Below are 13,956 nucleotides of genomic sequence, written 5' to 3'. Positions count from 1 at the left end.
CAGCACCTTCGCCGGACACCGCATGTACCTCTGGAGTCGTCGCAGCCTGCGCTTGAAGACCTTGGGCATCCTGGTGCTGCTGCTCTGCGTGGTGGGCGCACTCAGTTTTGCCGCCAGTGCCTGGATGCTGGACCGCAGCCTGGTTGAGTTCGAGCAGCGCGCGGTCAGCGAGCGGGTCGCGCGCGTGAGCTCAGCCATCCAGCAGGACGTCACCGCGCGGGTGCGGGTGGCGAGCGACTACGGTTTCTGGGATGACGCCGCTGCCTTCATGGAGCAGCCGGACGAGAAGTTCCTGATCGTCAACTTCACCGCCGAATCCTTGCGCAATGCACAGGTCAGCGCCGTGGCGTTTTTTGCCCTTGACGGGCATTTGCAAGCCGGGGTCGAGATGCGCGAAGGGCAGCGCGAGCGGCTCGACGAAAGTCGAGCGCTGGTGCAGCACATGCGGGCCTTGGTCCTGGACCCAGCCCTGGCCGGACGCAGCATCGGCGGTGATGCCAAGCGCTGGGCCGATGGTCAGCCTCTGCTGCTGGTCTTCAGCCCGGTGCGCCGGGCCGAGCGACTGTCGCCTCAGGTGGGCTGGCTGGTGCTGGTTCAGGTGCTGGACGAGCCCAATCTGCGCGAGCTGTCGCAGGGCGCGGGCGTTGACTTCCGTTTCTTGCCCGCGCGCGCGGAGCCACCGGGTGTGGCGGCGGTGTCGGTGCACAACAGCGCGGCCCAGATCACCCAGCCCATGCGCGACGCATTGGGCGTGAGCGAGCTGCTGCTGCAGGTGGACCTGCCGCCGGCGCTGGAGCGGCAGCGCCAGACCGGCCTGCTGGTCCTGCTGCTGAACAGCTTTGTGCTGGTGCTGCTGGCAGCCGCTGCCGCCGTGCTCCTGCTGGATCGCTTGATCCTGCGGCGCCTGGCCGACTTTGCCCGCCTGGCACGCCGGCAGCGCCATGGCGCTGCGGCCGCGCCGCAGCACTGGCCGGTGCAAGGTCAGGACGAGCTGGATCAGCTGGCCTTGGCGCTCAACACCATGGTCAGCAGCCTGGACCAGGTGCGCGATGAGCTGGAGCGCGACGTGCGCACCGATGCGCTGACCGGCCTGGGCAATCGGCGTCAGCTCTACGAACAGCTCGACCAGCTGCTCGGTCAGCAGGCTCGGCACCGCGAGCTGACCCTGGCCCTGCTGCTGATCGACCTCGACGACTTCAAGCTGCTCAACGACTCCCTGGGCCATGAGCTGGGCAACCACCTGCTGGTGCAGACCGGGCGCAGGCTGAAAGAACTGGTGCGGGCTTCCGATGTGGTGACGCGTTTGGGCGGCGACGAGTTCGCCCTGATCTATGTCGCCGAGAAAGGCGAGCTGGGCGTCCTGAGTTTTGTGCGCCGGGTGCAGCAGGCCCTGGCCCAGCCGGTCAGCTACCAGGACCTGGAGGTCACGGTGACCGGCTCCATCGGCATTGCCTACATTGCCACCCAGGCCGGTCAGGCGTTCAACAAGGACGATCTGCTGCGCAATGCCGAGCTGGCCATGTATGCGGCCAAGCGCGCCGGCAAGGGGCGCTACAGCCTGTTCAACGATGCCTTGCTCGGCGATGTGCAGGAACGCATGTTGCTGGAGCAGCAGCTGCGCGAATGCCTGCGCCAGGATCAGCTCGAGGTCTGGTTCCAGCCCATCATCGATGTGCGCAGCGGCGAGGTCGCCATGTTCGAGGCCCTGGCGCGCTGGCCGCTGGACGGAGGCTACTGCTCACCGACCCGCTTCATTCCGGTGGCCGAGGAAACTGGGTTGATCAACGAGCTCGGCGCTGCGGTCGCGCGCAAGGTGATCGCCGCCTTGCCGGCCCTGCTGGCCATCAAGGCCCGGCATGTGGTCAACGTCAACCTGTCGCCGCGCCAACTGATGAGCCGGCATTTGGTCGAGCAGATGTGCAGCCTGGTCGATGGCGCCGGACTGTCGCGCGACAGCATCCACTTCGAGCTGACCGAATCGGCCTTGGCCAGCAATGCCGACTTCGCCAAGCAACAGCTCGACGCCCTGGCCGCCGCCGGCTTCCATCTGCACCTCGATGATTTCGGCACCGGCTACTCCTCACTGCATCGTTTGCAGAGCCTGCCCTTTTCCACTCTCAAGTTGGACCGTTCCTTCGTTGTCATGCTGGGCGAAGGTGACGCCCGCATTGCTCGCGCCATCATCTCCTTGGCCGAGCAGCTGGGCATGCAGGTGATTGCCGAAGGCATCGAGACCGTGGCGCAGCAGCAGCGCCTGCAGGAGCTCGGCTGCCACCTGATCCAAGGTTATTTGCACGCAGAGCCCATGCCCTTGGACGCGCTGCTGGCCTGGCTGGCAGCGCGCGAGTTGGCTTGATCCGCTTGGCCGGCTCTTGCTACCCGAGGGTGCATGGCGTGCGACTCTGCAGCACCTTGCGTCAGTCGCGCGCGAGCTGCTGCGCGGACCCTAAGCTGCCGAGCACTCTACCTTTGTAGCGCACCGCTGGCGTGCTGCGTCCGCCCATGACTGACCCGACCAAGGCAATGACGATGGCCTCCGCCCTAACTCCCCAACTGCGCCTGCCCGGGCTGGACTTGTTGCGCGGCCTCAGCATGCTCGGCATGGTGCTGGTGAACTTCCGCCTCGCCATGGGTGTGGATGCTCCCACGTCCAGCTTGCTGGGCCGAGCTTTCCTGGCCCTGGAGGGGCGCACTGCCGCCATCTTTGTGGTGCTTGCTGGCATGGGCCTGGTGCTGGGCGCTGCCCGCCAGAGCCCAGCTCAGGCGCGTGCCCAGGCCTGGCGCCGGGCGTTCTGGCTGGCCCTGCTTGGCTTGCTCAATGTCACGGTATTCCCGGCTGACATCCTGCATTTCTATGCCTGCTACTTCGCGCTCGGCGCCTTCTTTCTGGGCGTGCCGGCGCGCCACTGTATGTTGCTGGCCCTGCTCTTGCCCTGGCTCTATGTGCTGGCGCTGCTGAACTGGAATTACGAGCAAGGCTGGGACTGGGCCACGCTCAGCTATGTGGACTTCTGGCAGGCCGAGGGCTTTGTGCGCCATCTGCTGTTCAACGGCTTTCATCCGATCCTGCCCTGGATGGCTTTCTTCCTTTGGGGCATGGCGCTGGCCGGCCTGCCTCTGACTGAGCGTCGTTGGCAAGAGCGGCTGGCTTGGGGTGGCGCGCTGGTCTTCCTGGCCTGCCTGGTCTTGCGCGAGGCCTTGCCCCGGTTCTGGCCGGCCGCTGCGCCCTGGCTGGGCAGCTCGCCCTTGCCACCGACGCCGCTCTATATGTTCAGCGCCGGCGGGCTGGCCACGGCCTTGATCGGGGCCGCGCTTCTGTGGGCACCGAACTGGCCCGCCCTGCGTGCGCTCGGGCGCAGCACCCTGAGCGTCTATCTCGCCCACATCGTGCTGGGCATGGGCACGCTGGAGGCCATGGGCTGGCTGTCCGGGCGCAGCCTGGCCGAGGTGGCGGCCGCCGGGCTGCTTTTCGGTGCCCTGGCCTTGGTGGGCAGCTGGGCTTGGCTGCGCCGTTTTCCGCAAGGGCCACTGGAGATGCTGATGCGGCGACTCAGCGCTGCGCCTGCAGCCGCGCAACCAGCATCGCCTGTTTCAGGCTCGGGCTAAGCCACTCGCGGAGCATTGCTTCGGCCGCGATTTCAAAGCGCACAGTCGCGCGGTGCCCGCTTGATAATCAAGGTCATGAGCAGCGCGGCCCCATCTCTTCCTGTGTTCGACCCGCTGGAGATCACTCGCTGGCTGGCCAGCCAGGAGCCGGCCGGCTCGCCCGCTGCAGCCGTGAACGAGCTGTTCACCTTGCTGTACGACGAGCTCAAGCGCGGCGCCCGAGCCCAGATGCGCAAGGAATACGCCGGCCACACGCTCAGCGCTACTGCTCTGACCCACGAGGCCTGGGAGCGCCTGGCCGCCCAGACCCGCACCCAATGGCAGAACCGGGCTCATTTCCTGGGCATGGCCGCCCTCATGATGCGGCGCATCCTGGTCAACCATGCCATGGCCAAAAAAGCGCTCAAGCGCGACGTGCCCTTGGTCTCCTTGACCCTGACCGAGGCACAGCAGGTGGCCGCCGTGGGCGAGAGCCCGGAGCTGCTGCGCGTTCACGAAGCCTTGCTGGCTTTCGAGCAGGTCGACGCACGCGCCGCTCAAGTGGTTGAGCTGAGGTTCTTCGGCGGGCTGGAGATCGAGGAAATCGCCGAGCTGCTGGCCCTCTCGCCCGCCACCGTCAAGCGCGACTGGGCCCTGGCCCGGGCCTGGTTGCACCGGGAGCTACAGGCCTGAGCGCAGGCCGCAGCGTTCCCGCGGCGGCGTCCAATCAGCTGCGCAGCTCGGCCGGTGGCTGCAGCATGCCGGCCAGGCTGTGCGCCATGCCCGTGATGCCCTCGTTGCTCAGGCCCGCGTCCTTCATCACCGCGTCGACGATGGGCTTGGCGATCTGGTACTGCAGGGCCGAGTTCATCACCTGCTCGGGGAAGGTGCCGTTTGCCTGCGTGCCGCCGTTGGCGCCACCACTCGTGCTGCCCGAGTCCCCGGCGGCTCCTGGCATGCCATTGACCTGGAAGATGCGGATCGAATCGATTTTCTCCATCGGCCGCACCGCCTGCTCGATGATCTGCGGCAACTGCTGCAGCAGCAGGGTTCGCACCTGCAGGTCGATCTGCGCGGCCGACAAGGTGTTCAGCGCCTCGTTGATGGCGCGCCGGCCTTCGGCTTCGGCCAGGGCGGCCGCCTGCTTGGCGCGCGCCTCGATGGTCAGGGCTTCGGCGCGGTCCAGCGCCGCTTCCTTCTCGGCCGAGGCCGACACCCGCACCGCGATGGCCAGCTGCTCGGCTTCCTTGCTCGCCTCGATCAGCTGGATGTTCTTCTCCCGTTCGGCCACGGCCACCTGACGGGCGGTGTTCACACCTTCCTCGGCCTTGACCGCATCGGCACGCGCCTGGTTGGCCAGGGCATCGGCCACCGACTGTTCCTTGCTCTTGTTGGCAATCGCAATTGCCATGTCCTGGCGGGCGATCTCCACCTGCTTGCGCTGCTCGGCGCGCTGCATTTCGGTCTTGCGCTCGAGCTCGATCTCGCGTGTCTGCACGACAAGGTTCTTCTCGATCTCAGCCGATTTGATCTCGCGCTCGGCCTCAATCTTCTTCTGCCCGACCTGGCGTTCGGCCTCGATCTTGGCCGCCTCGGCCTCGCGGCTGCGCTCGGCCTGTTGGGTGGCGATCTGGGCCGATTGTTCGGCCCGCGCGGTCTCGACCTGGCGCTGCTGGGCCAGGGTGGCGAATTCCTGGTCCTGCTCGATGGTCAGCTTCTGGCGCTGCGCTTCCAGGTTCTTGGTGCGCACCTGCATCTCGGTTTCCTGCTCGACATCGTTGCGCTGCTTGCGGCGCGCCTCGGTCTGCTCGGTCAAGCGGGTCAAGCCCTCGGCGTCGAAGGCATTGTTGGGGTTGAAGAACTGCTTGTCGGTCTGGTCCAGGCTGGTCAGCGAGACCGATTCCAGCTCCAGGCCGTTCTTCTCCAAATCCTCGGCCACCGCGTTCTGTACCGCCTGCACAAAGTCGCGGCGTTTGTCCTGCAGCTCCTGAATGGTCATGGTGGCGGCTGTGGCCCGCAGCGCGTCGACGAATTTGTCTTCCACCAGCGACTTCAGGGCCTCGGGCGCCAGGGTGCGCGTGCCCAGGGTCTGGGCCGCCGTGCTGACGGCCTCGGCCGTCTGCTGCACGCGCACAAAGAAGGCGGCAGTCACGTCCACCCGCATGCGGTCCTTGGTGATCAGGCTCTCGCGTTCGCGGCGCATGACTTCGAGCTTCAGCGTGTTCATATTGACCAGCACGCGCTCATGGAAGACCGGCAGCACGATGGCGCCGCCGTCCATGATGACCTTCTGCCCGCCCAGGCCGGTGCGCACGAATGCGGTCTCCTTGGTCGAGCGCTTGTACAGCCGTGCGAACACCAGGCCGATGGCAAACAGGCCCAGCAGGGCGATGCCGGCGATGCTGCCGAGTTCAATCAAATTGTTGTCCATGGCTTTCCTCTTCCTCCTTGAAACAGTTGCGCGCCTCAGCGCTCGACCAGGCCCGGGTGCGGGTTGCGGATGGCGCGGTAGACGGCGCCGTTCTTGCGCACCAGCAGCAGCTCGCTGCCTTCTTCGAATACCTCGTCCGGCAGGTCGGGCTCGACCAGCAGGTGGTGGACGCGACCATGCTCGTCGCGCACCCGCGCCTGGGCGGCCAGGCCCTGGCGGGCGTGGCCGGCATAGACGGTGGCGATCCGGCCCAGCAGGCTCTGGGCACTCACCGCCGTGCTTTCGTCGCGCGGGATGATGTGGGCCACCAGGGCACCCAGGGCGCGTGTCGTGGTCAGGCCTGCCGGCACCGCCGCCAGCCCGGCCATCCAGGCCGGCAGGTAGTGGCCGACCAGACCTCGGCTGACCATCTGCAGGCTGTAGCCGAACAGGGCATAGCCGGTCAGGAACAGCAGCAGCACGACCAGGGCTGGCACGCGGCCCAGATGCAGCCAGCCCAACACCCGGTCCAGCGCGCCGTCATGGCCAGCTTCGGGCAGCCAGTCGTCTAGCCAGTTGCTGGGGCTCATGGAGATCATCATGCCCAGGCCCTCCAGCAGGGCGATGCCGACGATCAGGGCAAAGGCGATGCCGAAAGGCAGGTTCTCCGGGGTGGTGAACAAGCTCATGCCTGGCCGTCCGCGTTGGGCAGCTTCAGCTGTGCCAGGCGGGCCTCGATCTGCGTTTGCCGCACCAGTTCCTCCAGCGTCTGCAGCTTGCTGGCTTCCTCCAGCCGGCCGGCGCGGGCCACGCCACCGAGCCCGGTCTGGCGCTCATAGATGCGGTCAAAGGCGCCGGTGGCGCCGGCCATGCGCTGCTCGATCTGGGCTGCGCTGCTGCCGGGGTTGGCGGCCGTGCCGGCGCTGCTGGCCCGGCTCTGGCGGAACTGGTTCAGCGCCGCCTCCATCTCGCGCCGTTTCGCCAGCAGGGCGTCGACATAGCCGCGGTGCTCGCCTTCCTGCTGGGCCAGCTCGGCCAAGCTGGCTTCCAGCAAGGGCAGCTGGGCCTCGATGTCTAACTGGCGGCCGACCGCGGCGCGCGCCAGGTCCTCGCGGCGCTGGCCCAAAGCGGTGTCGATCTGTGCCTTCAGCGTGTCGTGCTGACGGTTCAGCTCAGCGTGGCGCTGCTGGGCCAAATGCCGGTTGGCGGTGACCGTGCCCAACTCGTGGCGCACCTCGTCCACCACCTGGTCGAGTTCGCGCAGCGCTTGCTCCATCAGCGCCTCGGGCGCGCGGTCCTCGATGCGGTCCAGCAAGGCATGCACGCCACCGGCCATTGCACGGGTGACGCGGGATCTCAGGGTCTCGGCCATATCAGTCTCCTTGGGGGCTGCTGTGTTGCAGACGTTGGATGGCTTGCGCCAATTGCAGGGTGCCGTTCAAGTGACGCTGCACCACATCGGGGTCGAAGGCCGCAGCGCTGGGCGTGGTGGCTTGGCGCAGCAGCGATTCGGTATGGGCCAAGCTGCGGCGTACGAGCTTGTCTTCCAGCTGGGCTGCCTGCTCAAAGTTGCCTACCTCGGCGCTGATCAGCAGGGCCATGGCATGGCTGATGTGTTCCAGGGCCTGGCTCAGCACCTCGGAGTGCCGGCCGGTTTCAGCCTCCAGCAGGGCCAGGGCATTGCGTGGCCGGGCGGCCAGATCGCGGCACCAGGCCAAGGCGGTGACGAAGTCGAAGGCTCCGTCGTGCTGGCGCTTCAGCTGGCCCAGCAGCACCCGCAGTTTGTCGCTGTTGGTGTTGGCGCCTTCCACTTTGAGTTGGGCCAGCCAGAGGTAAAGATCGCTGGGGATGCGCGCCGACAGCGGCTCCATCGTCGTGCTCGGGACTTGCGTCATGGACCTGCTCCTGCGGGCCTGTGGAGACCCGATGCGAGGCAGTGTATTCGTTTGAATTCAAATGACAACACCCCCGGAAGGGGGTGTCGAATGGGGCTGTAGCTGCGGCGCTGTGCCGCTTTCTCTTCAGCGCTTCAGCCCTGCCTTGATCAGCAGCAGCCGCTGCCACTGGGCCTGTAGCAGCTCGGGATTGGGGTCGTGGCCGGCACGAGGCACGCGGGTCAGGGTCTTCTCGGGCGCGCTCAAGGTGTTCACCCAGGCCTCGGTGACGTCTGGGGTGGTCAGCAGGTCTTGCTCGCCCTGGATGAAGTGCAGGGGCAGGCGGTAGACCCGGCCCAGGCGGTGCAGGTCCAGGGTGGACAGCATGCCGTCGCCAGCCAGGCCGACGAACTGCAGGAAGGAGTAGTCCTCGCCCGCTTCGAGCGCGGCCTGGGCACGGGCCTCCTGGTACGGCGCCTCGGGCTGCCACCAGTGGCGGGGCGCCGGCGTGCAGGCTTGCGCTTCGAGCTTGCGGATGGCGCGGCGCAGCACGCCGAAGGCACGCGGGTCGCGGTGCGGCGGCGGGCCCAGGGCGCGCAAGGCGGCAGCGGTGGCCGAGTCCCCTGCCGCTTCAACGCGAGCCAAGGTCTGCTGGTAGCTGGCCAGCAGATTGGCGCGGCCGCTGACCAGCTGGGCCGTGCCGAGGTAGGCGGCGAACAGCTCCGGCTGGCGCTGCACCATGTGCACGCCCAGGGCCGAGCCCCAGGAGCTGGCGATCAGGATCAGCGGCCGGCCGCCGAACTCCTGCTTCAGCTGGGCGGCCAGCTCCAGGCCATCCTCGGCCATGCGCTCGATGCTCAAGGCCTCGGCCTCCTGCTCGGGCCGGCGGGCAAAGGTCTGGCCGGCGCCGCGCTGGTCCCATTGCACCAACACGAAGTCGCGGCTCCAGGCTCCGTACATGGCTTTGGCAAAAGGGCTGAGCGGATTGCCAGGCCCGCCGTGCAGGAACAGCAGCAGGGGTTGCTCGCGGTCCTCGCCATGCACGGTCACCCATTGCTCGATGCCGCCAATGCGGCGGAAGCTTTCTTCATGCACTGGCGGGCCGGCGTGGGCGGTTTGGCCAACAAAGCCGGTGGCGAAAGCGGCGATCAGGAGCGGCAGCAGCCGTGCGGCTTGTCTGCCGAGGCGACGAACGAGGGCGGCGAGTTGAAGAGCTTGGGCAAAAAAGGGGGGCATGGTCGTCCTGGCTGTGAAGCGGACCCCGGTGGGCCGGGGTTCTCGGTGCCGCCAGTCTTGCCGGAGCGCCGCTCTGAGGCGCCCCAAATCATGTTTTGAGCCCTGCGCCCCAGTCGAAACGAGACCTGGGGCACGGTTTCAGGGCGGCTCGGCGCCTTCGCGGTACTGGCTGGGCGTCAAGCCTGTGTGTTTCTTGAACACCCGGTTGAGCGAGCTTTTGCTGTTGAAACCAGCCTCCAAGGCCAGGTCAAGAATCGCCTTGTCCCGGTTCTCGGGCGCACGCATGCTGAGCTTGAGCGCCTCAACCCGATGGCCGTTCAGGAACTCCTGGAAGTTCAAGCCGCAGCTCTGGTTGATCAGCTGCGAGAGCTCGGCCGGCGTCAGCGCCAGATGCGCAGCCAGCTGTTCCAGGCTCAGCTCGCCTTCGCGGAAGCGCTGCTCCTGCGTCATGCTGGCCTGCAGCCGGGCCAGCGATTGCTCGCGCTCGTCCGGGTTCAGGCGGGGCGGCGTTTTGGGCCGGGGTGGCGTACTTTCAGACCGAGGCGCCAGCGGCGGCTGGTAGCCCAGGGGCAGGCGCATGGCGACGAAGGCCAGGCCATGGACAAAGGCGGTGAAGGCCAGGGCGGCGCACAGGTCTGAGCTCAGCGGCAGGGCCAGGCCCAAGTTCTCGGCCAGGAACAGCAGCGCCGCCAAGGCCAGGCCGCCCGCCAGCAGGAAGCTCAAGCCGGCCAGGCTGCGAACCAAGCTTGTTTGCAATGCAGCGGAGGCCGCCGCCTCTTGCTGCTTCAACGCTGCTCCAGCCTGGCGCAGCAGGCGCAGGCTCAAGAACAGATAGGCGGCCAGATGTGCCGCCTTGAACAGACCAAACACCAGCAGCGGCCCGGGCAAGGCCTGACTGTCGCCTTCGGCCTGCAGCTGGGGTGGCCAGATCAGCAGAGGCAGCCAGGCCAGGCTGGCCAGAGCGAAGGGAAGGCCATGCCAGGCGCTGCGCCGGTTCAAAGGTGGGCCCTGCTGCAAGAGCCGGCGCAGACTCAGCCACAGCAAGGGGCCCATCAGCAGGGGAAGGGGGCCCAGCAGGCGCTGTAGCCGCGGGGCTTGGTGCAAGGCTCCGTCCAGGTCCAGCCAGGCATGGGCCATGAACACGGCCAGCAGCAAGACCAAGGCCGCCAGGAGGCCCTGGCCCGGACGGCGCGCGCCGCCTTCGCGGCGCACGAGCAAGAGCGCGACGGCCAGCAGCAGACTCTGCGCCAGGGCAAGGGCCAGCAGGGACGAGGCCAGGGTGTGGGTCAGTGAAGTCGGCACGGCGGAGCCTGCACAATCATTGTCCTTGTCTTCATCACAGTGATGGTCGTAGTTTCGGGGCCCGCATGCCTCGCGTTTGAAAGGACTTGCCTGCCATGAACCTGACCATGATGCCCGCACTTGGCAGCGTAGCCGCACTCTTGCTGGTGCTGTCGGCGCCGACTTTTGTATTCGCCGCGCCGCCGACCGGCCCCAGCTTCGACTGTGCCAAGGTCCAGCCCGGCAGCATCGCCGCCCTGGTCTGTGCCGATGCCGGACTCGCGCAGTTGGACCAGCAGCTGAGTCAGGTCTACGGCCAGGCTTTGAAGAAGGCCGCCAAGGAGCGGCCGCCCCTGCTCAAGGCCGAGCAGCGCGGTTGGGTCAAGGGTCGGGACGAATGCTGGAAGAGCCAGGACAAGCCGGCTTGCGTGAAAGACAGCTACGTCCATCGCATTGCCGAGCTGCAAGCCCGCTACCGCCTGCTGCCTGCGCAAGGCCCCTTCCGCTGGGCCTGCGATGGCAATGCCGCCAAAGAGGTGGTGGTGAACTTCTTCGCCACCGAGCCGCCGACCCTGGTGGCCGAATTCGGCGACAGCAGCTCGCTGATGTTCGCCGAGCGCAGCGCCAGCGGCAGCCGCTACGTCGGCCGCAATGAGAGCTTCTGGGAGCACCAGGGGGAAGCCCGCATCGTCTGGGGCTATCAGGCGCCGGAGATGGTCTGCCGGCACCCCTGATGCAGGCAGGTCGGGTGCGGACTCAGTGCAGTCCGGCCGGTGACTTCAGCATCTCGTGGACATCGTGCGTCATCACCGCCAAAAAGCCAGCCAGGGCGATGTAGATGCTGGCGTACTCCCATTTGGTGGCGGCGGGCACGGCGTAGTAGCTCTGTGCCTCGGCGCTGTCGCTGCGGTACTTCCAGGCCTTCCAGAGTTGTGGCCAGGCCAGCAGGGCGATCAGCAGCAGCATGGGGCTGGGCCGCCACCAGAACAGGGCGCCCAGCACCGGCACGCCGAGAAACCAGATGCGGGGTGAGAGCACGGCCGTGATGCGGCCGCCGTCAAAGGGCGAGAGCGGGATCAGATTGAACAGGTTCAAAAAGAAGCCGCAGTAGGCCACGGCCAGCAGCCAGTTCGCGCCCCAGGATCGCGCCATGAAGTAGCAGAGCAAGGCGCCCACCGTGCCCAGCAGCGGGCCGCCCAGGCCGACATAGGCCTCGGTCTCGGCGTTGTGCGGCTGATCCTTGAGCTCGATCCATGCGCCGACAAAAGGGATGAAGGTGGGCAGTCCCACGTTCAGCCCTTTCTGGCGTGCGGCCAGGTAATGGCCCATCTCGTGGACAAACAGCAGGGCGATGAAGCCCGCCGCATAGCGCCAGCCGTAGATGAAGGCATAGACGATCAGCGACAGCAGCATGGTGCCGCCGCTGGCCAGCAGCTTGCCGAACTTGAGGCCCGAGAAGGCCAGCAGGAGCAGCTTGATCATGCCTGCGGCGGTTGTTCGAGCGCTTCGGGCTTCTTGCGCTGGAACCATTTGCGCACGCCGGCGCCGGCCAGGGCCACGGCCACGAAGATCACCTTGGCGAACTTGGCCACAAAGGCGAACACCACCGCCAGCAGGCCCAGCTTCTTGGCGCCCACGCCCAGCACCAGGGCGGCCAGGCCGTACTCGGCCACCTTGTCGGTGCTGCTGTTGAAATCGGCATAACGCTTGCCCTCGCTGAACTCCAGCGCGCCCAGCAAGGCCTGCGCCTCGGGCTTGTACTGCGGCAGCTGGGCCAGGCCGGTGATCAGGTTCAGGCTCAGATAGCCCTCGCGGCCCAGGGCGTAGGTGTTGTAGTTGACGCCTTGGGCCTCATCGGCCGGCGCGCCCTTGCCGCGCGAGGACATGGCCCAGACCAGGCGGTGGCTGTCCGAGGTGTAGAGCGGCTTCTCGGCCCAGCCGACGATCTCCAGCGGGCGCACGCCCATCTTGGCGCGCTCTTCATTGGCGGCCTCCGTGCCTTCGCGGAAAGACTTGAGCATCTCGTCGGCGTTCCAGTCCTTGGCGTCGTCGTCCTTGATGTAGCCGGCGGGCTCGAATCGCAGGGTGGCGAACCAGTCGGCCTCGCTGTCCTTGCCGGTGGGAAAGATCAGGCCGGCCAACTCCTGGTGCTCCCCGGGGTTGCCCATGGCGCGCAGCAGGCGTGCGGCCTGGGGTTGTGGGATGAACTGGCGATCGGCCGGTAGGTGCAGCACGGCCTGGCCGGCAATCGCGATGTCCTTGGGCCCGGTCTGCGCCGCCTGCTGGGCCTCGCGGAAGATGGCTTGCGGGTCGTCGGCGCGCGCCGGGGCAGAGGAGGCCGCGGCGCTGGTGTTACCGCCGCCGGTGTCTGCGGCTGCGGCGGGCAGGCCGCTCAGGCCGAGGGCGCTGCAGAGCAGGGCCAGGCGCAGTGCCCCGGTCAGGCGCGGAGAAAAAGGAAAAGTTCGGTTCATGTGTGGAGCTCCCTGCTTCCTGCGCCTGGGCCTGTTGAGGATGAATGTGTGTGATGGCCCCGCGCGGCGGCCGAGTCTAGCCGCAGCCACCCGAGCTGGCGCTCGCGGCAAACCCGGGATCGGCAGGGCCGTGTTCAGTAGCCGCTGGCCGGCAGTCGCGGTGCCACCAGGCGCCGGCCTTCATCGCCCTGCACCCGGCCGAAGCGCGGGCCGCCGGCTTCGCGTTGCGCATCCCAATCGGCCTGCGCCCGGGCCACCGCCGCACGGCTGAGGCCGACGAAGTTCCACCACATCTCGATCTCGGCCGGGAAGGGCTCGCCGCCCAGCAGCAGCAGGCGGCCGCCGGCGCTGAGGTGCAAGGACGCAGGCGCCTGCCCCGGCGCCAGATAGGCGAGCTCGCCCGTGCCCAGGGTCTCGCGGCCCAAGCCCAGCTCGCCTTCCAGCGGCAGCAGGCCATGCTCGAAATCAGGGCGCAGATCCAGCCGCAGCTCGACCGCTTCGTTCGGTGCGTGGATCTCCAGGCCCAGCAGCGGCGTGTACACCCGCGGCGGCGCCGTGCGGCCGGCGTGGCTGCCGGCCAGCAGGGTCCATTGCGCGCCTTGCTCCTGCCAGCGCGGCAGGCTGGCGTGGTGCTCAAAGGCCGGCGGCCGGTCTTCCTCGCCCGGGGGCAGGGCGATCCAGAGCTGGGCCGCGTGGATGCGCGCGGTGCCGGCGGGCGCATCCTCGGTGTGGACGATGCCGTGGCCGGCCGTCATCAGGTTCACCTCGCCGGGCCGGATCAGCTGCTCGCTGCCCAGGCTGTCGCGGTGCAGGATCTCGCCCTCGATCATCCAGGTGAAGGTCTGCAAGCCGATATGCGGGTGGCCGCCGACATGCAGGCCGCCGTTCTCCAGCGCCTGACCCTCAAATTGCACGGGCCCGATGTGGTCGAGAAAACACCAGGCGCCGACCCGGCGCCGCTGCGCCGTCGGCAGGGCGCGGCGTATGGTCAGGCCCTCGCCCAGCTCGGTGCGGCGGGCGTGGATGCGGTCGAAGGGGGCGGCGGGGGTGCTGCTGTCGCTGCTGTTGGTGTCGCTATTGCTCATGCTCTGGCTCATGC

General features: G+C 67.6%; 13 protein-coding genes. 4 read left to right on the top strand and 9 right to left on the bottom strand.

The genetic code is table 11. From position 1 onward, the window contains the following. The first annotated feature begins 22 nt into the window (after nucleotides 1-22). The 3 genes from LNV23_RS15695 to LNV23_RS15685 all read left to right on the top strand — a co-directional run bounded on the left by LNV23_RS15695 (nucleotide 23) and on the right by LNV23_RS15685 (nucleotide 4,278). A complete protein-coding gene (locus LNV23_RS15695) occupies nucleotides 23-2,356 on the top strand; it encodes a putative bifunctional diguanylate cyclase/phosphodiesterase (RefSeq protein WP_263563834.1) in 2,334 nt (777 codons plus the stop codon). A gap of 173 nt (nucleotides 2,357-2,529) precedes the next feature. Beyond that, nucleotides 2,530-3,606, top strand: coding sequence for a DUF418 domain-containing protein (locus tag LNV23_RS15690; RefSeq protein ID WP_263563833.1), 1,077 nt, complete (start codon nucleotides 2,530-2,532; stop codon nucleotides 3,604-3,606). 75 nt (nucleotides 3,607-3,681) lie between these two features. Next, on the top strand, nucleotides 3,682-4,278 hold the full coding sequence (locus LNV23_RS15685; protein WP_263563832.1) for an ECF-type sigma factor: 597 nt from the start codon (nucleotides 3,682-3,684) through the stop codon (nucleotides 4,276-4,278). Nucleotides 4,279-4,312: 34 nt separating this feature from the next. On the opposite strand, the gene LNV23_RS15680 is transcribed toward LNV23_RS15685, so the two are convergent. The 6 genes from LNV23_RS15680 to LNV23_RS15655 form a co-directional block, all read right to left on the bottom strand. After that, nucleotides 4,313-6,016, bottom strand: a complete 1,704-nt coding sequence (locus LNV23_RS15680; protein ID WP_263563831.1) for a flotillin family protein — start codon at nucleotides 6,014-6,016, stop codon at nucleotides 4,313-4,315. A gap of 35 nt (nucleotides 6,017-6,051) precedes the next feature. Continuing rightward, nucleotides 6,052-6,684 carry a YqiJ family protein gene (locus LNV23_RS15675; RefSeq protein ID WP_263563830.1) on the bottom strand — a complete coding sequence of 211 codons (633 nt, stop codon included), beginning with the start codon at nucleotides 6,682-6,684 and terminating at the stop codon, nucleotides 6,052-6,054. Beyond that, nucleotides 6,681-7,367 carry a PspA/IM30 family protein gene (locus tag LNV23_RS15670; RefSeq protein WP_263563829.1) on the bottom strand — a complete coding sequence of 229 codons (687 nt, stop codon included), beginning with the start codon at nucleotides 7,365-7,367 and terminating at the stop codon, nucleotides 6,681-6,683. The genes LNV23_RS15675 and LNV23_RS15670 overlap by 4 nt, the downstream gene beginning before the upstream one ends. A gap of 1 nt (nucleotide 7,368) precedes the next feature. Next, nucleotides 7,369-7,890, bottom strand: coding sequence for a hypothetical protein (locus tag LNV23_RS15665; protein WP_263563828.1), 522 nt, complete (start codon nucleotides 7,888-7,890; stop codon nucleotides 7,369-7,371). A 126-nt stretch (nucleotides 7,891-8,016) separates the two neighbouring features. After that, nucleotides 8,017-9,105 carry an alpha/beta fold hydrolase gene (locus tag LNV23_RS15660; protein WP_263563827.1) on the bottom strand — a complete coding sequence of 363 codons (1,089 nt, stop codon included), beginning with the start codon at nucleotides 9,103-9,105 and terminating at the stop codon, nucleotides 8,017-8,019. 138 nt (nucleotides 9,106-9,243) lie between these two features. Beyond that, nucleotides 9,244-10,407, bottom strand: coding sequence for a helix-turn-helix transcriptional regulator (locus LNV23_RS15655; protein WP_263563826.1), 1,164 nt, complete (start codon nucleotides 10,405-10,407; stop codon nucleotides 9,244-9,246). 95 nt (nucleotides 10,408-10,502) lie between these two features. Here LNV23_RS15655 and LNV23_RS15650 point away from each other — a divergent pair, with 95 nt between their 5' ends. Continuing rightward, on the top strand, nucleotides 10,503-11,120 hold the full coding sequence (locus LNV23_RS15650) for an MliC family protein (RefSeq protein WP_263563825.1): 618 nt from the start codon (nucleotides 10,503-10,505) through the stop codon (nucleotides 11,118-11,120). Nucleotides 11,121-11,142: 22 nt separating this feature from the next. Here the strand turns inward: LNV23_RS15650 and LNV23_RS15645 are convergent, their stop codons facing one another. From LNV23_RS15645 to LNV23_RS15635, 3 genes are all read right to left on the bottom strand, one after another. After that, nucleotides 11,143-11,868, bottom strand: a complete 726-nt coding sequence (locus tag LNV23_RS15645; protein ID WP_263563824.1) for a site-2 protease family protein — start codon at nucleotides 11,866-11,868, stop codon at nucleotides 11,143-11,145. Then, nucleotides 11,865-12,857, bottom strand: a complete 993-nt coding sequence (locus tag LNV23_RS15640; protein WP_263563823.1) for a DUF2167 domain-containing protein — start codon at nucleotides 12,855-12,857, stop codon at nucleotides 11,865-11,867. The genes LNV23_RS15645 and LNV23_RS15640 overlap by 4 nt, the downstream gene beginning before the upstream one ends. Before the next feature lie 134 nt (nucleotides 12,858-12,991). Next, nucleotides 12,992-13,942 carry a pirin family protein gene (locus LNV23_RS15635; protein WP_263563822.1) on the bottom strand — a complete coding sequence of 317 codons (951 nt, stop codon included), beginning with the start codon at nucleotides 13,940-13,942 and terminating at the stop codon, nucleotides 12,992-12,994. Nucleotides 13,943-13,956: the final 14 nt, after the last annotated feature.

Source organism: Kinneretia sp. DJ1R-11, assembly GCF_025717595.1.
GTDB lineage: Bacteria > Pseudomonadota > Gammaproteobacteria > Burkholderiales > Burkholderiaceae_C > Paucibacter_A.
Note: the sequence above shows the minus strand (reverse complement) of the source record. Positions and strands in the feature narration are given on the sequence as shown.